Raw genomic sequence first — 17040 nt, forward strand, 5'->3', positions numbered from 1 at the left:
CCGTCCGGTACCGCGGGCCGTCTCGGCGGCGGAAGAGACCTCGGACGTTTTTCGGCGCCCGGAGGTTCCTTTCTGTGAACGTGTCTTCGCTCGAGTGGTTGATCACCATCGGTGTGACGGTGGCAGTACTGCTGTTCGACATCGTCTTCATCGCCCGCCGCCCGCACGAACCCACGATGCGTGAGTGCGGGATCTATCTGTCGTTCTACGTCGGCCTGGCGCTGGCGTTCGGCCTCTGGGTGTGGAACTTCCACGGCCCGCAATTCGGCCTCGAGTTCTATGCCGGCTGGCTCACCGAATACAGCCTGTCGGTGGACAACTTGTTCATCTTCATCATCATCATGGCCAGCTTCAAAGTGCCGAAGGTGTATCAACAGCAGGCGCTGCTTGTCGGCATCGTGCTGGCCCTGATCTTCCGAGGCATCTTCATCGCACTGGGTGCCGTTGCCATTGAGCAGTTTTCGTGGATCTTCTATGTCTTCGGTGCGTTCCTGGTGTACACCGCGATCAGGCTGGTGCGCGACACCGATCACAGCGACGACGGTGAGAACACCGTGGTGCGGCTGGCCAGGAAGTACTTCCCGACCACCGACAAGTGGGACGGTCTGAAGCTCTATCTCAAGGAGGGCAACAGGCGACTGATGACCCCGATGTTTCTGGTCATCGTCGCCCTCGGCACCACCGATCTGTTGTTTGCGCTGGACTCCATCCCGGCGATCTATGGCCTGACCCGCGAGCCGTACATCGTGTTCACGGCAAACCTGTTCGCGCTGATGGGGTTGCGCCAGCTGTACTTCCTGCTCGGTGATCTGCTCAACCGGCTGGTTTACCTGTCGCAGGGCCTGGCCTTCATCTTGTTCTTCATCGGCGTCAAGTTGGTGCTGCATGCCCTGCACGAGAACGAACTGCCGTTCATCAACGGTGGTGAAGGCGTGCACGTCCCCGAGATTCCGACGCTGCTGAGCCTGGCTGTCATCGTGTTGACGCTGTTCCTGACCATGGTCGCCAGCCTGATCAAGACACGTGTGGTCGACAAACGCTGAACGGTGACCGTGCGATTCCCTTCGGGTCCCCCTGAGCGCAACCATTGCCGGTTCTCTTTCGAGTCCCTTAGCGTGGCCGATATGCCGGAGTTGCGGGTGTTCATCGCTGAGAACGACGGTGCTTGGACGGAATTGACCGAGTTGACCGAGGGCGAGCGGCCGGTGGTACGACTGAGCGCCCCGAACCTGCAAGAGGCTGCCCGGCGACGCCGCAGGCTGCCGGCCGACGTCGCCGTGGTGCTCGACCTGGCCGTGTCGGTTGCCGACGACCCGCGCACTGCGCTGGCCGCGATCTCCGATCATGACGCCGGCGCGGGAGTGCGGTACGCCGGGACGGTCGACGGGCTGGCCGGGCTGGTCGCCGACCTCGTCGTCGCCGGGGTAGCCGACGGGGTGACGCTGATTCCGGTGGGAACCGACGATTTGGGTCCTCGGGCGTACGCGGCCCTCAGCCGTATCCAGGACCGATTGCGGATCCGGGCCGCCTGAGCGAACCCGCCTCTACCCTGGAAAAGGGTGCTCGACAGAGGAGGCGGTTCCATGATCGACGTGCTTGCGGACATGCCCGAGGGTGTGGCCGGTATCAAGGTGTCGGGTCGGGTCAGTGGTGACGACCTGAAGGCATTCAAGACCACGATGAACGAGCTGCTGAGGTCCGGCGAGGACATCAGAATCGTCGAGGTCATCGACTCCGATTACCAGGGATTCGGCCCCGGCGGTATGGTCGAGGATCTCAAGCTCGGGCTGGGCACGCTGTTCACCCGCCACGCCGCCTTCAAGCGCGTCGCGGTGGTCAGCGACAAGGAGTGGGTTGTCCACACCATTCATCTGGTGGGGTGGTTGGTGCCCGGTGAGATCGCGGTGTTCGGGCTGGGTGAGCTGGAGCAAGCCAAGGAGTGGGCGGCGGGCTAGTCGAGGCGTAGCACCGTCGAAACAAACGGCGCATACCGTGACCGGATGCAGCGACGACGTTCGGCGCTGGTCGGCAGGCTGGTGGCCGACCAACCGGGCAGCCCGCAGCAGGCCATCCTCGACGAACTGCGCCGGGTGATCCTCGAGGGCGCCACTTTGCCGGGCACACCGATCCCGTTGGCGGAGGTGGCAGACCTGTTCGGGGTCAGTCAGATCCCGGTGCGGGAATCGCTGAAAACTCTGATCGGGGAGGGGCTGGTCGCGCATCGGTCCAATTCGGGATACACCGTCGCTCAGCTCACGGTCCAGGAACTGCGCGAAATGTACATCGTGCGTGAGACTTTGGAGGCAGCGTCGCTGACCTCTGCGGTGGCCAACGCCACCGATACCGACCGGGCCGCCATCGTGGCCGCGAACAACCTTCTGCAGCAGGCGATCGACAACGACGATCCGCTGACCTATCACCGCGAGAGCAGACACTTCCACCTCGCACTCACCCGTCCGTCGCGGATGTTCCGTCTGCTGCACATGCTCGAATCGGCTTGGAACGTGACCGAACCCGTGCAAACCATGGTGCATGTCGCACCGTCGCATCGTGCCGCGCTGCACGCGGATCATCGTCAGATGGTCGACGCATTCCTTGCCGGTGACGTCGAGCAACTCTTGACGGTCGCAGAACTGCACGCCCAGCGGCTCAACTCCGTCATCGCCACCTTGCCCACCGACACCGGCCTGCTGTCGGCGGATATATCTTCGACGCAATAGCCGGGTATTTCGGCGGAAATACGGGGGAAACGCACCGTCGATAGCGTCCGGCCATGACCGACATCGACACCTCCCAGAGTGCGAAAGAATTGCCGCCTGGCGCCGTTGTCGGCGCGGGCGATCTCGTTGAAGCCGCCGGTCACCCGGTCGGCGGCGGACTGATCAAGCCGGGCTACGACCCGCGGTTGACCAACGAAGACCTAGCTCCGCTGCGCAAGCAGAGCTGGAGTTCGTACAACATCTTCGCGTTCTGGATGTCTGACGTGCACAGCGTCGGCGGCTACGTCACCGCAGGCAGCCTATTTGCCCTGGGCCTCGCCAGCTGGCAGGTGCTTGTTGCGCTGCTGATCGGCATCGTGATCGTCAACTTCTTCTGCAACCTGGTGGCCAAGCCGAGCCAGGCCACCGGAGTGCCGTATCCGGTGATCTGCCGCAGCGTCTTCGGTGTGCTCGGCGCGAACATTCCCGCCATCATCCGTGGTCTGATCGCGGTGGCGTGGTACGGCATTCAGACTTACCTGGCGTCCGCGGCACTGGATGTCGTCCTGCTCAAGCTGTTCCCTGGGCTCGCGCCGTACGCCGACGTCAATCAGAACGGATTCCTCGGACTGCCGTTCCTCGGCTGGGGTAGCTTCCTTCTGCTGTGGGTGTTGCAGGCCTGCGTCTTCTGGCGCGGCATGGAGGCCATCCGCAGATTCATCGACTTCTGCGGTCCTGCGGTCTACGTGGTCATGTTCCTGTTGTGCGGCTACCTCATCTACAAGGCAGGCTGGGGTGCAATCGATCTCAATCTCGGCGACGTGAAGTACACCGGCTTCGACTCGATTCCGGTCATGCTCGGCGCGATCGCGCTGGTGGTCTCTTACTTCTCTGGCCCGATGCTGAACTTCGGCGACTTCGCCCGCTACGGTAAGTCGTTCGACGCAGTCAAGCGGGGCAACCTCCTTGGTCTGCCGGTCAACTTCCTGGTGTTCTCGATACTGGTGGTCGTCACCGCGTCGCTCACCGTTCCGGTGTTCGGCGAGCTGATCACCGATCCGGTGACGACGGTGGCCAAGATTGACTCAACATTCGCGATCGTCCTGGGCGCGTTGACATTTACCATCGCCACGATCGGCATCAACATCGTCGCGAACTTCATTTCGCCCGCTTTCGACTTCTCCAACGTCAGCCCGCAGCGGATCAGCTGGCGCGCGGGCGGCATGATCGCCGCGGTGGGTTCGGTGCTGATCACCCCGTGGAACCTGTACAACAATCCGGAGGTCATCCACTACACGCTGGAGATCCTCGGTGCGTTCATCGGCCCGCTGTTCGGCGTGCTCATCGGCCACTACTACCTGATCCACAAGCAGAAGGTGGTGGTCGACGACCTGTTCACCCTCGCCGAGGACGGGACCTACTGGTACCAGAAGGGTTACAACCCGGCCGCCGTCGTCGCCACTGCCGTTTCAGCGGTGGCCGCGGTGATCCCGGTGCTGGCCGGCGGCCTGCCCGGCATGCACACCGCCGCGCAGTACAGCTGGTTCATCGGCTGCGGGCTGGGATTGGCGATCTACTACGTGCTCGCGACGCGCACCAAACTGGCCGTCGCGCCGCTTCCGTGATCCGGATCTGGGTGATCAACCCCAACACCACCCAGGCCATGACCGACACGATCGCGAAATGCGCTGCGGCGGTCGCCGGGCCGGAGGTGACCCTCACCGGTGTCACCTCCGAGATAGGGCCGGAGTCGATCGAAAGTCACTACGACGAGGCACTGGCGGTGCCCGGCGTATTGCGGGCAATCCAGCGAGGCGAGCAAGAAGGCGTCGACGGCTACGTGATCGCCTGTTTTGGTGATCCCGGCCTCGAGGCCGCTCGTGAGATCGCTGCTGGACCGGTCATCGGTATCGCTGAGGCGGCGATGCAGGCCGCTAGCCACCTCGGCCGTGGCTTTAGCATCATCACCACACTGGCGCGCACTATCGGACAATCGGCTCATCTCGCGGAACGCTATGGCATGCAGCGGTTCTGCCGTGGCATCCATGCCTGCGAGATACCGGTCTTGGACCTCGACAGGGATCCGAACGCACGCAAGGTCATCACCGAGGCGTGCCGTGACGCGATCGAGGCCGATCGATCGGACGCCGTTGTGCTTGGCTGCGCGGGGATGGCCGATATGTGCGGGGAGATCTCGGCCGAGTTGGGTGTACCGGTGGTGGACGGGGTGAGCGCCGCGACGCTGACGGTGCAGTCGCTGGTGACCATGGGTTTGCGAACCTCGAAACGAGGGGAGTATGCAACACCACCGGTGAAGCGCTATCTGTCGGGAGTTCCTCCGGCGGGGTGAACTCTGCGCCAGTGCTCGGCGATCTCAATTCGCCGGGCGATCCAGACTCCGTCGTGGGACTGGATGTGGTCGCAGAACCGTTCGAGCGCTGCGGCGCGCGCCGGCCGCCCGACCACCCGGCAGTGCAAGCCGACCGAGAGCATCTTCGGGCTGCCTGCTCTGCCCTCCGCATAGAGCACGTCGAACGCGTCGCGAAGGTGTGCAAAGAACTCCTCGCCGTTGGAAAACCCTGCGGCAGAGGTGAAGCGCATGTCGTTGGTGTCCAGTGCATAGGGCACTACGAGGTGGTCCTGGCCGTGCACCTGCACCCAATACGGCAGGTCGTCGGCGTAGGAGTCGGAGTCGTAGACGAAGCCGCCGTGTTCGACGACGAGTTCGCGGGTGTGGGGTGAATCGCGGCCGGTGTACCAGCCCAGTGGCGCCGCCCCGGTGAGTTCACGCAGGATCTGCACGGCCTGAGCCATATGGGCGCGCTCAGTGTCCCGGTCGGTGTGTTGGTAGGACTTCCACCGCAGTCCATGGCACGCGATCTCGTGGCCGAGTTCACCGAATGCGGCGGCCGCGTCGGGATTTCGTTGCATGGCCACGGCCACCGCGAAGATGGTCAGCGGAATACCGCGCCGCTCGAACACCCGAAGTACCCGCCACAACCCGGCGCGCGACCCGTACTCGTAGAGGGACTCCATGCTCATGTGCCGGTCAGGAAAGGCCTCCGCGGGCGTCATCTCTGACAGAAAAGTCTCCGAGGCCGGGTCGCCGTCAAGAATTGAGTTCTCGGCACCCTCTTCATAATTCAGCACAAACTGCACCGCGATAGCCGCATCGCCGGGCCAGTGCGGGTGCGGCGGCGTGCGGCCGTAGCCGACCATATCTCTCGGATAGCTCATGGCATGTCAGGCGCTGGCCGCCCACCTTTCCCGAACGCTGCGCAGCCCCTCGTCGGTCAGCCGGCCGAACAGTCGAAGCCGCGCCATGCCACCGTCGGGATAGACGTCGAGTCGGGCATCGGTGAGCGGTCGCTGGACATCCAACAGGAAGCGGTGCCTGGTGTCGGGTTGCAGCGTGGTGATTCCCAGCAGCTCGAACCAGTCCCCTGCGCCGTCGCGACCCATCAGCCTGGCGGCACCGGGGGCATTGCCGAGAAAATACGACGTGTCCAGTTCGGCGGCGGTCAGCACTCCCTGGCTGGCCAGCCGAACCTGAACCCAGTCGTTGCCCTGGTCGCGCCGGCGGGAGGTCTCCCACCCGTCACCCATGGTGCGCGCGGTTCCTGGCAGCAGGAGATTGTTGGGCGACGAGTAGAACATGTTGGAGCAAGCGGTAACCCGGGCGCCATTCTCCAGGGCAGCGAGGTCCATCGGCAGGCCGTCCGCGAGTCGCGGGTCGAGCAGGCCTTCGCCATGCACCCGAAATCGCGCCACGCCGCCGTCCGGATAGATCGACAGCCGCACATGAGTCCAGCGGTGAGATGAATTGACTTTGAACGGGTTTCGGGTATCGCCGTTGACTGCTGCCCGCTCGACTATGGTGGTCCATTCGGTCCGATGCACAAGATCTTCGACCGGTGGATAGCCTTCGACGCTGGCTGCCTCGACCGAAATCTGCGGCGGGTAGTTGCCGGTGAACCACGCGGTGTCGACCACCACGCCACCCAGGATGGCCGGCGCCGCCAGCCGCACGATCGCGCTGTCGCAGTCCTCGGGGCTCAGGTCGCGCCGGCGCCGAGTTTCCCACCCGTCGTAGATCTGACCCTTGTGCCCGAAGGTGGCCGGGCGGAACTCCGCGGATTGGGGCTTGATCAGGTTCTCCCGTTCGGCGAACAGGTCGTCGTTCGCCCACAGCACCGCACCACCGGCGGGCCGAGCCGCCAGATCGGGCAATGACAGGAAGTGTGGCTGCGACTGCGTTGGGTTCTGCGCTCCGCCGATCACCTCACGAGCCTAAGTGCCGTGGATGGTCGTCACCACCCGACGCTCACTGCCGGCTGGCGAGCATCCCGTTGACGATGGAGTGCAGCGCTCGGCGGACCTCGGCGCCGGTGGTGTCGGGCTCGGCGGCATTGGCGATCGTCATGGCCGCGGCGTCGAGCGCCCCGATGAGGATGTGCGCCAGCGGGCGTGCGGGCTGAGTCTCGAGTTCACCGGAGTCCATCGCGGCCTGCAGCAATTGTTCGGTCATGCCCAGGCTGTAGCGCTCAGCGATATCCCGAAAACCATCCCAGCCCAGCACGTTTGGCGCATCGAGCAGGATCAGCTGGCGGATTTCGGCCTCGGCGCTGATGTCCAGCCAGGCGTCCACTGCCGCATGGAGAGCTGCCGCCGGGGTCTCCGGCTGCTGGGCGAGGGTGGCCGCGGCGAGCCGGTTCATCACATCGGCCTCGACGGTCTCGACCACGTCGAGGAACAGTGCTGCCTTGTCGGCGTACTGGTGATACATCGCGCCCCTGGTGACGCCGGCTCGCTGGGCGATCTCCGGTGTTCCGACCTCGGCGTAGCCGCGTTCACCCCACAACGTGCGCGCGGCGCTGCGCAGCGCGTCCTGGGTGGTGGCGGATCGCTGTGCCTGGGTGCGTTTGGTGGTCATCTCTTGTATTTCCGTGCATCCTGTCGGTATCTTACATGCAGACTGTCTGTTTGTTTGTCGCTATCAAGGGAGATTGTCATGGACACCGTAGATCTGCGCGGCGGAACCATCCATTACGAAACGGCCGGACCGCCGACCGGCAGGCCGGTCGTCTTCATCCACGGCTACGCGATGGGCGGGTCGCTGTGGCGACCGTTGAGCGCACGGCTGGCCCGACACGGCCTGCGGTGCATCGTGCCGACCTGGCCGCTCGGCGCGCATCAGCAGGCGATGAAGCCGTCGGCGGAGATGACCATGCGCGGTGTCGCAGCCATGGTCGACGAGTTCCTCGACGCGCTGGGCCTCGACGATGTCGTGCTGGTCGGAAACGACACCGGCGGGGCGGTGGCTCAGGTGGTCGCCACCGAATTCCCTGACCGGCTGGGGGCCCTGGTCCTCACCAGTTGTGATGCGTTCGAACACTTTCCACCGCCGATCTTGGCGCCGTTCATCGCCGCGGCGAAGGTGCCGGTGGCGTTCCGGATCGCCGTACAGGCGATGCGCTCCCGTCTGGTGCGCCGGCGCGCTTACGGCGCGCTGGCGCACACCAACCTCGACGCGCTGACCGTCGAGTGGACCCATCGCGCCGTGCGCGACTCCGCGATCGCCGAGAACCTGCGTCGCTTCACCGGATCGCTGAGCCGGCAGACAACTCTCGACGCCGCCGCGCGGTTGCCCCAGTTCACCAAGCCGGCGCTGATTGCGTGGTCGGCCGACGACCTGTTGTTCCCGCAATCCGACGGCCAACGGCTCGCCGATGCGCTGCCGCATTCGCGGCTGGAGTACATCGAGAACGCGCGCACCTTCTCGATGCTCGACGCCCCCGACGCACTGGCCGCGCTCATCGCTGAGTTCGCCTCGGCCACAAGTACTGTCGGTCGCGACGCCGATCGCTGCTAGATCAGATGGAACGAAGCCGCCGGATCCGGTCGGCGACCACCCGCTGCGACACCGCCGCCGTCGGCGCCAGCGCCTCAAAGGCGTGTGGTGGCGACGTCCCCGATCGCGGGCGGCTCGAGCGCGGCGGCTGCGGCCATCAGCGGTTGCATCAGGGTGAGAAGTTCAGGATCCATCGGCAGGGTCACGCCTGCCAACCCTAGGTGCCGGGGTGTGAGCCGAGGGGGCGAATCAACCCCAGTTGTCGTAGCCGCCCTCGGGGCCGAGCATCCGCTCGAGCCGGCTGCGGTTGATCCGGGCCAGTTCGTTGCAGACGACCTTGCGTTCGGTCTCTGGGTCGTGATGCATTCGGTCGCGTACCGCCGAGATGACCGACTTAGCGCAGACCTCGCGGGCCAGACCGCCGATGTGCATGACGAAGTCGAAACCGAACAGGTCGGCGTAATCCTTGACGGCCGCTGCGAGTTCGGCCATCACCTCGGGCGACTCGTCCCACACCGAGCACTGCTCGGCCTGTGACTTAGTGCTGCCCGGCCGCCGTCCGACGTGTGGGTAGGCCTGCAGGATGTCGTCGATCGAGGACTCCGACAGCGAGAACAGCAGGGCGTCAGCCCGGCGGAACAGCGCGGTGTGATCGGCGTAGGGGCGGCCACGCGACAGGTCGCGGGCCAGCGTCACGCTGTTGCAGCACTCGTAGAGCGCATGGACAGCTTTTTTGTCCGGCAGCTCGTTGAAGGCCTCGAGACCGATGCCCTGGTGCAGTAACACCCGCTCATCATCGAAAAGCCAAACCACAACCGCGTTACTGATTGTTACGACCAGGCTAATTTCTGGCCGGGGACGTTCTTGCTCAGTGACCCTCGGCCGCGAAACGCTCCCGCGAGCGCTCCACCTCGGCCTCGGCCTCGGCCCGTCCGACGAAGTCGGCGGCCTTCACGTACTTGCCCGGCTCGAGGTCCTTGTAGTGCACGAAGAAGTGCTTGATCGACTCGAGCTCGAAGCTGGACACGTCGCCGATGTCGCTGATGTGGTCCCAGCGCGGGTCGCCCGCGGGCACACACAACACCTTGTCGTCGCCGCCGGCCTCGTCGACCATCTTGAACATGCCCACCGGCCGGGCTTCCACGATCACCCCGGGGAACACCGACTCCGGCAACAGCACGAGCGCGTCCAGTGGATCGCCGTCTTCGCCGAGCGTGTCCTCGATGAAGCCGTAATCGGCGGGGTAGGCCATCGGGGTGTAGAGGTAGCGGTCCAGGCGGACGCGGCCGGTTTCGTGGTCGACCTCGTACTTGTTGCGCTGGCCCTTCGGGATCTCGATGGTGACGTCGAACTGCACCGTGCGACTCCTTCTTCCCTGAACTCCGATCGCCCGGTTATCCCCGGGTCGCTTCGCTCCTGCCCGCCGGGTGCGGCGACGCGGCCTAACCCTAACGCCAGCGATAGCCTGCGCTTCAGGGTGGTTGGGCACAATGAGACCAACGAGAACGTCAGGAGAGCGATGAAGCCGACTCGGTGGCGGCGCTCCACGCATGTGGTGCTCGCCGTGGCGGTGATGGTGCTGGTCGCCGCCGTCGTGGCGGTCGCCGCTGTCCTGACCGACGGTGGCAACACCAGCAGCGCGCAGGCGCCGCCGGGGCACCCGCTGGTCACCGCCAACCCCGGCGTCGTGCCGGTGTCGGACTCCGCTGGGGTCCCCACGGCGGCAGGTATGACCGCGGCGCTGGCGGTTCCAGTCGCCGACCCGAATCTGGGCAACGTGAGCGGCCGGGTCACCGACGCCAAGACCGGCAAGCAGATCTGGGAGCACCGATCCGATGTGCCGCTCCTGCCGGCGTCGACGAACAAAACGCTCACTACCGGGGCCGCGCTGCTGGCACTGAACCGCGACGACCGGATCACCACCACCGTCGTCGCGGCGGATCAGACCAGCCAGCCCGGGGTCGTCGTGCTCGTGGGCGGGGGTGACCCGATCCTGTCGGCCGCCCCGCCGGGTCAGGAGACCTGGTATCGCGGGGCGGCCCGGATCAGCGATCTCGCCGACCAAGTCCGCAAGAGCGGCGTCACCGCGACGGCCGTTCAGGTCGACGATTCCCTCTACAGCGGACCCGATTTCGCGCCCGGCTGGGATCCCGCAGACATCGACGGCGGTGACATCGCTCCGATGCAGTCGGTGATGATCGACGCCGGCCGCATCCAGCCGACGACGGTCGACTCGGCGCGGTCCAGGTTTCCCGCGCTGGATGCCGGACGCGCGCTGGCCAGCGCCCTGGGACTCGACCCGGCGAAGGTCACCATGGCCCCGACTCCACCGTCCGGCCGGCAGCTGGCCTCGGTGCAATCGGCACCCCTGATCGAACGGCTGCGGCAGATGATGAACGCCTCCGACAACGTGATGGCCGAGTCGATCGGCCGGGAGGTGGCCAAGGCGACCGGTCGTCCGGTGAGCTTCGCCGGAGCCGTCGACGCGGTGACCAACAAACTCGCCGGTGCCGGCGTCGACATGACCGGCGCCGCTCTGTTCGACTCCAGCGGGTTGTCGGTGCTGGACCGGCTGACCGCAAAGACGCTCGACGAGGTGGTCCAGGCCGCCGCCGGGCCCGATCAGCCGGCGATGCGTCCGCTGCTCGACGTGCTTCCGATCGCCGGCGGCAGCGGGACGCTGTCGGATCGTTTCCTCGGTGGTGATCCGCAGACGTCGTCGGCGGGCTGGCTGCGCGCCAAGACCGGGTCGCTGACCGCCATCAACTCATTGGCCGGGATTGTCACCGACGACAGCGGCCGCGTCCTGACGTTCGCGTTCATCTCCAACGATGCCGGGCCGATGGGCCGGGTCGCCCTCGATACCCTGGCCGGCGCCCTGCGCACGTGTGGATGTGGCTGATGAGCGGCTCAACGAGTAGCGAAGGCGGATCGCGCATCGGCGCAGCGGAGTTGACCGTCGGGCGGGCTGTCGACTGGTCGTTCGCCGGCAACGTCGGCGCCTGGCTGACCCGGCCTGGGCCGGCGTCCACCGACTACACCCGCAACCAGGCCATCGACGAGCTGGCCGCTGCGGCGATCAAGGCCGAAGGCCCGGTTCGTGAGGTCACCCGGATGGGCGGCGACGCCCCCGTGCCCGACGCGCGCATCGTCGACCGCCAGGGCTGGGTCCGGGCGGCCTCGGACTCGATGCGGGTGATGACCGGCGGCACCCAGACGCCCGCCAACCCCCTCACCGGCCGGGTCACCGGAGCCCAGACCGGTGCTGTGCTCGCTTTCATCTCCTCGGGCATCCTCGGCCAGTACGACCCGTTCGCCGAAACCGAGAACACCGACGCCGGCCTGCTGTTGCTGGTCTATCCGAACGTCATCGCCGTCGAGCGCCAGCTGCGGGTCTCCCCGGCCGACTTCCGGCTGTGGGTGTGCCTGCATGAAGTGACGCACCGGGTGCAGTTCACCGCCAATCCCTGGCTGGCACAGCACATGTCGCAGGCGCTCGGGGTGCTGACCTCCGATTCCACCGACGACGTGACGCAGGTGGTGGCGCGGCTGGCGGACTTCGTGAAGAAGCGCCGGAGGGCAGGAGCGCAGCGACCCGGGACGGGGGTGAGCGACGGCGGTGCGCAGGGGCCCAACGACTTGGGCATCCTCGGGCTCATGCGGGCGGTGCAATCCGAGCCGCAGCAGCAGGCACTCGATCAGCTGCTGGTGCTGGGCACACTGCTCGAAGGCCACGCCGACCACGTCATGGACGCGGTCGGCCCGGCCGTCGTGCCGTCGGTGCAGACCATCCGCAACCGGTTCGACCAACGCCGCCAGCGCAAGCAGCCGCCGCTTGCGCGGCTGCTGCGGGCGCTGCTCGGCGTGGACGCCAAGCTCAGCCAGTACACCCGCGGCAAGAAGTTCGTCGACCACGTGGTGGACCGGGTCGGGATGGACCGGTTCAACACGGTGTGGACCAGCGCGCAGACCCTGCCGTTGCCCGACGAGATCGAAGATCCGCAGCGGTGGATCGACCGAGTGCTGTAGCCGCCCTGCGGGCCGCCGTGGCCGGCTTCGCGACGGACTGCCTGCCCGGCGCCTCGTCGTGGTGTGTGGCGCTGTCCGGTGGTCCGGATTCGCTGGCGCTGACGGCTGCGGCCGCCGCCGCCCTGCCGACGACCGCACTGATCGTCGACCACGGACTGCAGGCCGGTTCCGCAGAGGTCGCCGAAACCGCGCGTCGCCAGGCCCACGACCTCGGCTGTGTCGACGCTCAGGTGCTGCGGGTGGCGGTCGGCACGGGCGGCGGCCCGGAGGCCGCTGCCCGCGCCGCCCGCTACGCCGCCCTGGACGCCGCCCGCGGCCAGGCGCCGGTGCTGCTGGCGCACACCCTCGACGACCAGGCCGAGACCGTGCTGCTCGGGCTGGGCCGCGGCTCTGGGGCCCGCTCGATCGCCGGGATGCGGGCGGCCGACCCGCCCTGGTACCGGCCGCTGCTGGGGGTGCGCCGCGCCGTCACCCACGACGCGTGCGCCGAGCTGGGACTGGCCTCGTGGGACGACCCGCATAACCACGACGCCCGCTTCACCCGGGTCCGGCTGCGCACCGAGGTGCTGCCCCTGCTCGAGGATGTGCTCGGCGGTGGCGTCGCCGAGGCACTGGCCCGCACCGCCGCCGCGCTGCGCGAAGACACCGAAGCCCTGGACGATTGGGCCGAGACGGTCTTGGAGAACACAACCGACACCGGCGACCCCGCCGAGATCATTGCCGTCGCCGCACTGACCAGGTTGCCCACCGCGGTGCGCCGCCGGGTGATCCGCCGCTGGCTGCTGCGCGGCGGGGCGGCCAACCTGTCGGATAAGCAGATCCGAGCGGTGGACGCGCTGGTCACCGCCTGGCACGGCCAGGGTGGGGTGGCGGTCGGTTCGGATCTGCGGCAGCAAAGATTGTTCGCGGGCCGCCGGGACGGCAGGCTGACGCTGTACACCCAGCCGGTGTGAGATTGGTTGTTACGGCCTGGTCGTGGCACAGTGTGGGCGTGTCGGCGCACGAGCTGTACCCCGGGGACATCAAATCGGTCTTGTTGTCACAAGAGCAGATTCACGCCCGTACCGCTGAGCTGGCGGCGTCCGTCGGTCAGGACTACGCCGACAACCTTGGCGGTCAGGATCTGCTGCTGGTAACCGTGCTCAAGGGCGCGGTGATGTTCGTCACCGACCTGGCCCGGGCAATCCCGGTGCCCACCCAGCTGGAGTTCATGGCGGTCAGCTCCTACGGGTCGTCGACATCGTCGTCGGGTGTGGTCCGCATTCTCAAGGACCTCGACCGCGATATTCACGACCGGGACGTGTTGATCGTCGAGGACATCGTGGATTCTGGGCTGACGCTGTCCTGGCTGCTGCGGAACCTGGCCACCCGCCATCCCAAGTCGTTGCGCGTGTGCACGCTGCTGCGCAAGCCCGATGCCGTGCGCGCCGACGTCGACATCGCCTACGTCGGCTTCGATATTCCGAACGAGTTCGTGGTGGGCTACGGCCTGGACTATGCCGAGCGCTACCGCGATCTGCCGTACATCGGCACGCTGGACCCGAAGGTCTACCAGATCTAAGCGCATACCGACGGTCATGTCCCGCCGGCGGGTGGAACGGCGTGCGATCTGTTGCGGGCCACGAATGTGACCGTCACCGAGGTCTGCATGACGGTCGGCTTCACCAGTCTTGGCTCGTGCTCCACGAGATTCCGCGAGCTGGTGGGAGTGAGCCCCAGCGAGTTTCGCCGCCGCTATTCCGATGGCGCGCCGCGGATCCCGGGCTGTTACCTATTCATGGCCGGCCTCGCCGAGCGGTACCCGCCGGCCGGCCTCGCCGAGCGGTACCCGCCGGCCGGCCTCGGTAGAGCAATCGAGGAGAAGCCCGGCGACGTCGACGAATCGCTGGTGTTCTACACCGATATCGTTCGGCTTCGAGGCGAAGGACGACCTCCAGCTCGGGCCCCACTTCCGTTGGTGCACAGTGCGGTCTGCCCGGTCTCGGCCCTGCCGTCGAGGACTGTCGTGCCACCTACGAACAGCTCACAGCCAACGGCGTCGAGTTCCTCCAACCACCCGAGGAGCGGCCCCACGGGTCGAGGCGCTGATGCGGGACACCTCCGGCGAGGGGATGGTGCTGGTGGAGGCACGCGAGTACTCGCCGGAGGATTTCGACGGTTTCGCCGGCTAGCTGAGCTCCCAGACTGCCGTCACCGAGAAGCCGACCGTCTGCTGGCCGGGTTGCAGCGGAACGGAACTGGCCATCGCTCCGCGCGGCATCGGCATCGGCGTGGGTGCCGGCGGGGAACCACCCGGCGCTTCTGAGATCGAGATGATCTTGCCCAGCGACAGCCCGGACAGTTCGGCGTACTGCTGGGCGCGCTGTTTGGCGTCGTTGAATGCCCGCGCCCTGGCGTCGCTGACCAGCTTGGAGTCGTCCTCGATGGAGTAGCTCACCGAGTTGATCCTGGTGGCGTCGCCACCGGCGCTGACGACGTTGGCCAGCACTTGGGAGGCGGTGTCGAGCTTGCGAATCTTGATCTGGATCGAGTTGCTGGCCCGGTAGCTGTTGATCACCGAGTTGTCGCTGTACTGCGGTTGCAGGCTGACTCCGGTGGTGCTGATGTCCTTGGGGTCGATCCCGCTGGCGTTGAGGGCGTTGAGCACCGAATTCTGGCGGTCGTTGGCCTGATTCATCGCCGTCGTGACATCGGCGGCGCCGGCCTCGACGCTGACGTCGGCGGTCAAGGTGTCGGGCACCCCCTGCACCTCGCCCGCCCCGACGACGGTGACCTGACGGGGGTTGGCGCCGACAGGGCCAGCGGGTGTGGAATCGCAGCCCGTGAGCACGGCGGCGGCCGTCCCCATCGCGGCGAGCGCAACAACGACACGACGTCCGGCGATCGGCATGCCTGACACCGTAGCGTGCAGCACTAGATTTTTGACATGTCGAAGATTGTGCTCACCCACCTCGGCGGCCCCACCACGCTGATCGAGATCGACGGGTGGCGCATCCTGACCGATCCGACGTTCGATCCGCCAGGCCGGCGTTACACGTTCGGTTGGGGCACGTCGTCGCGCAAGGTCGCCGGTCCGGCCCGGCCGCTCGAAGTCGTGGCACCGGTCGATGCGGTGCTGCTCAGCCACGACCAGCACGCCGATAATCTCGACGACGCCGGCCGCGCAATGCTCGGGCAGGCAGGCACGGTGATCACCACGGTGCCTGCTGCCCGCCGGCTGGCTCCGCTGACGGCACGCGGCTTGGCGGACTGGGAGTCGACGACTCTGGAAGCGCCGGGCCGCGCACCGCTGACAGTCACCGCCACGCCAGGCCGGCACGGCCCGAAGTTCAGTCGGCTGATCGCGGGCAAGGTCAACGGTTTTGCGCTGTACCGCCAGGGCGAGGACACCGCCGCGCTGTGGATGTCGGGGGACACTGTGCTTTACGACGGCCTGCGCGAGGTCGCGCAGCGGATACCGATCGATGTCGCCCTGCTGCACCTCGGCGGCGTGCGGTTCGGGTTCACCGGGCCGGTCCGCTTCACGATGACCGCGCGCGACGGCGCCGAGTTGATCCGCCTGCTACACCCGCGGGTCGTCGTCCCGGTGCACTACGAGGGCTGGACCCACTTTCGGGATCCGGAAACCGGTGCGCGCCAGATACTGTCGAACGCCGATATCGGCGGTCGGGTCCGCTGGCTCATCCCGGGCGAGCCAACCGGGGTTTAGGACCGGCCGCTGGCACGGCTGAGCGGGTGATCGCCCGTCGTCAACTACATTGCTTGCCCTTCGTGGTGTAGCTGCGGCGCAAATCGCGGACCCCTATGGTCGTTATCGAGGACAGGCCAACGCTCGGCAACGTGAAAGGAGATCTGTGAACTCCCGGAGTCGCTCTGACCAGTCGAGGTATGACCGGATCCTCGACGCTGCGATGGAGGTGTTTTCCCAACAGAGCGCCTCCGAGGCAACACTGCAGATGATCGCGGACTCCGCGGGTGTGTCGGTGGGATTGGTACAGCACCATTTCGGCTCGAAGGACGGGTTGATCGGGGCTGTCGATGCGCATGCGATGACGGTGATCGGTGCCGCGATGACTCAGTCGTTGCCCGAATCGCCCACCGACGCGGTGCTGGAAATGGGCCGCAGGGTGGGGTCGCTGCTATCCGACCACCGGGCTGTCGTCGATTATCTCGCTCGTTTGCTAGTTGATGGCACTGAGTCCGGCATAGCGTTTTTTGACGCGACGGTGACTATCGTGTTGAGCCATTGGCGGCAGCTGGCTGAGAGCGGAGTCACACGAGAGGATCTCGATCTGGTCTGGGCGGCGTTGAACCCGACGATCCTGGTGTTCGGTGCCATCATCCTCCGTCGGCATATCGACCGTCACCTGCCAGAACCACTCTGGACACCGGAGCAGCTGCGCCGCTGGGAAGAGTCGGTGAATACGCTGCTTCGTTACGGTGAATTCAGAAACTAATGCC

Annotated in this window: 20 protein-coding genes and 1 pseudogene; 15 read left to right on the forward strand and 6 right to left on the reverse strand. The window is 66.4% G+C overall.

Annotated elements, in window-relative coordinates; all coding sequences use genetic code 11:
- Positions 1 to 74: 74 nt before the first annotated feature.
- From G6N38_RS13440 to G6N38_RS13465, 6 genes are all read left to right on the forward strand, one after another.
- Positions 75 to 1043 (forward strand): TerC family protein, encoded by a 969-nt coding sequence (locus G6N38_RS13440; RefSeq protein WP_163748058.1) that lies wholly within the window; start codon positions 75 to 77, stop codon positions 1041 to 1043.
- Positions 1044 to 1124: 81 nt separating this feature from the next.
- Complete coding sequence (locus tag G6N38_RS13445; protein WP_163748059.1) at positions 1125 to 1532, forward strand: hypothetical protein; 408 nt, start codon at positions 1125 to 1127, stop codon at positions 1530 to 1532.
- A 51-nt stretch (positions 1533 to 1583) separates the two neighbouring features.
- Positions 1584 to 1955: a SpoIIAA family protein gene (locus G6N38_RS13450; RefSeq protein WP_163748061.1), complete on the forward strand. Its 372-nt coding sequence runs from the start codon at positions 1584 to 1586 to the stop codon at positions 1953 to 1955.
- 45 nt (positions 1956 to 2000) lie between these two features.
- Positions 2001 to 2720, forward strand: a complete 720-nt coding sequence (locus G6N38_RS13455; RefSeq protein ID WP_163748064.1) for a GntR family transcriptional regulator — start codon at positions 2001 to 2003, stop codon at positions 2718 to 2720.
- Positions 2721 to 2773: 53 nt separating this feature from the next.
- Positions 2774 to 4324 carry an NCS1 family nucleobase:cation symporter-1 gene (locus tag G6N38_RS13460; RefSeq protein WP_163748066.1) on the forward strand — a complete coding sequence of 517 codons (1551 nt, stop codon included), beginning with the start codon at positions 2774 to 2776 and terminating at the stop codon, positions 4322 to 4324.
- Positions 4321 to 5049, forward strand: coding sequence for an aspartate/glutamate racemase family protein (locus G6N38_RS13465; protein ID WP_163748068.1), 729 nt, complete (start codon positions 4321 to 4323; stop codon positions 5047 to 5049). Before G6N38_RS13460 ends, G6N38_RS13465 begins: the two co-directional genes overlap by 4 nt.
- Here the strand turns inward: G6N38_RS13465 and puuE are convergent.
- From puuE to G6N38_RS13480, 3 genes are read right to left on the reverse strand one after another with little or no spacing between them, the layout of a single operon-like run.
- Positions 5019 to 5936, reverse strand: a complete 918-nt coding sequence (gene puuE, locus G6N38_RS13470; protein ID WP_163748070.1) for an allantoinase PuuE — start codon at positions 5934 to 5936, stop codon at positions 5019 to 5021. The two genes, G6N38_RS13465 and puuE, sit on opposite strands and share 31 nt — an antisense overlap.
- 6 nt (positions 5937 to 5942) lie before the next feature.
- On the reverse strand, positions 5943 to 6980 hold the full coding sequence (alc, locus tag G6N38_RS13475) for an allantoicase (protein ID WP_163748072.1): 1038 nt from the start codon (positions 6978 to 6980) through the stop codon (positions 5943 to 5945).
- Positions 6981 to 7023: 43 nt separating this feature from the next.
- A complete protein-coding gene (locus G6N38_RS13480) occupies positions 7024 to 7632 on the reverse strand; it encodes a TetR/AcrR family transcriptional regulator (protein WP_163748074.1) in 609 nt (202 codons plus the stop codon).
- A 78-nt stretch (positions 7633 to 7710) separates the two neighbouring features.
- Here G6N38_RS13480 and G6N38_RS13485 point away from each other — a divergent pair, with 78 nt between their 5' ends.
- Positions 7711 to 8571: an alpha/beta fold hydrolase gene (locus tag G6N38_RS13485; RefSeq protein ID WP_163748076.1), complete on the forward strand. Its 861-nt coding sequence runs from the start codon at positions 7711 to 7713 to the stop codon at positions 8569 to 8571.
- A gap of 228 nt (positions 8572 to 8799) precedes the next feature.
- On the opposite strand, the gene G6N38_RS13490 is transcribed toward G6N38_RS13485, so the two are convergent.
- Complete coding sequence (locus tag G6N38_RS13490; protein ID WP_163748078.1) at positions 8800 to 9336, reverse strand: 2-oxo-4-hydroxy-4-carboxy-5-ureidoimidazoline decarboxylase; 537 nt, start codon at positions 9334 to 9336, stop codon at positions 8800 to 8802.
- Positions 9337 to 9418: 82 nt separating this feature from the next.
- A complete protein-coding gene (locus G6N38_RS13495; RefSeq protein WP_163748080.1) occupies positions 9419 to 9907 on the reverse strand; it encodes an inorganic diphosphatase in 489 nt (162 codons plus the stop codon).
- 162 nt (positions 9908 to 10069) lie between these two features.
- On the opposite strand from G6N38_RS13495, the gene dacB reads away from it, so the two are divergent.
- From dacB to G6N38_RS31195, 6 genes and pseudogenes are all read left to right on the forward strand, one after another.
- Complete coding sequence (gene dacB, locus G6N38_RS13500) at positions 10070 to 11452, forward strand: D-alanyl-D-alanine carboxypeptidase/D-alanyl-D-alanine endopeptidase (RefSeq protein WP_163748082.1); 1383 nt, start codon at positions 10070 to 10072, stop codon at positions 11450 to 11452.
- Positions 11452 to 12579, forward strand: coding sequence for an Rv3626c family coenzyme F420 biosynthesis-associated protein (locus G6N38_RS13505; RefSeq protein ID WP_163748084.1), 1128 nt, complete (start codon positions 11452 to 11454; stop codon positions 12577 to 12579). Before dacB ends, G6N38_RS13505 begins: the two co-directional genes overlap by 1 nt.
- Positions 12558 to 13532, forward strand: a complete 975-nt coding sequence (gene tilS, locus G6N38_RS13510) for a tRNA lysidine(34) synthetase TilS (RefSeq protein WP_163748086.1) — start codon at positions 12558 to 12560, stop codon at positions 13530 to 13532. The genes G6N38_RS13505 and tilS overlap by 22 nt, the downstream gene beginning before the upstream one ends.
- 32 nt (positions 13533 to 13564) lie before the next feature.
- Entirely contained in the window at positions 13565 to 14140 is a 576-nt protein-coding gene (gene hpt / locus G6N38_RS13515) for a hypoxanthine phosphoribosyltransferase (protein WP_179968562.1), read from the forward strand.
- A 16-nt stretch (positions 14141 to 14156) separates the two neighbouring features.
- A pseudogene (locus G6N38_RS13520) lies at positions 14157 to 14383 on the forward strand (helix-turn-helix domain-containing protein); the annotation flags it as partial.
- Positions 14384 to 14550: 167 nt separating this feature from the next.
- On the forward strand, positions 14551 to 14667 hold the full coding sequence (locus tag G6N38_RS31195) for a VOC family protein (protein WP_407662988.1): 117 nt from the start codon (positions 14551 to 14553) through the stop codon (positions 14665 to 14667).
- 79 nt (positions 14668 to 14746) lie between these two features.
- On the opposite strand, the gene G6N38_RS13525 is transcribed toward G6N38_RS31195, so the two are convergent.
- The gene (locus G6N38_RS13525) at positions 14747 to 15469 is read right to left on the reverse strand and encodes an SIMPL domain-containing protein (protein ID WP_163748090.1); all 723 of its coding nucleotides are present in this window, start codon (positions 15467 to 15469) and stop codon (positions 14747 to 14749) included.
- A 36-nt stretch (positions 15470 to 15505) separates the two neighbouring features.
- Here G6N38_RS13525 and G6N38_RS13530 point away from each other — a divergent pair, with 36 nt between their 5' ends.
- Entirely contained in the window at positions 15506 to 16288 is a 783-nt protein-coding gene (locus tag G6N38_RS13530) for an MBL fold metallo-hydrolase (RefSeq protein ID WP_163748092.1), read from the forward strand.
- A gap of 202 nt (positions 16289 to 16490) precedes the next feature.
- A complete protein-coding gene (locus G6N38_RS13535) occupies positions 16491 to 17036 on the forward strand; it encodes a TetR/AcrR family transcriptional regulator (RefSeq protein WP_246227899.1) in 546 nt (181 codons plus the stop codon).
- The last annotated feature ends 4 nt before the right edge of the window (positions 17037 to 17040 follow it).

The organism is Mycolicibacterium helvum (genome assembly GCF_010731895.1).
GTDB classification, from domain to species: Bacteria; Actinomycetota; Actinomycetes; order Mycobacteriales; family Mycobacteriaceae; genus Mycobacterium; species Mycobacterium helvum.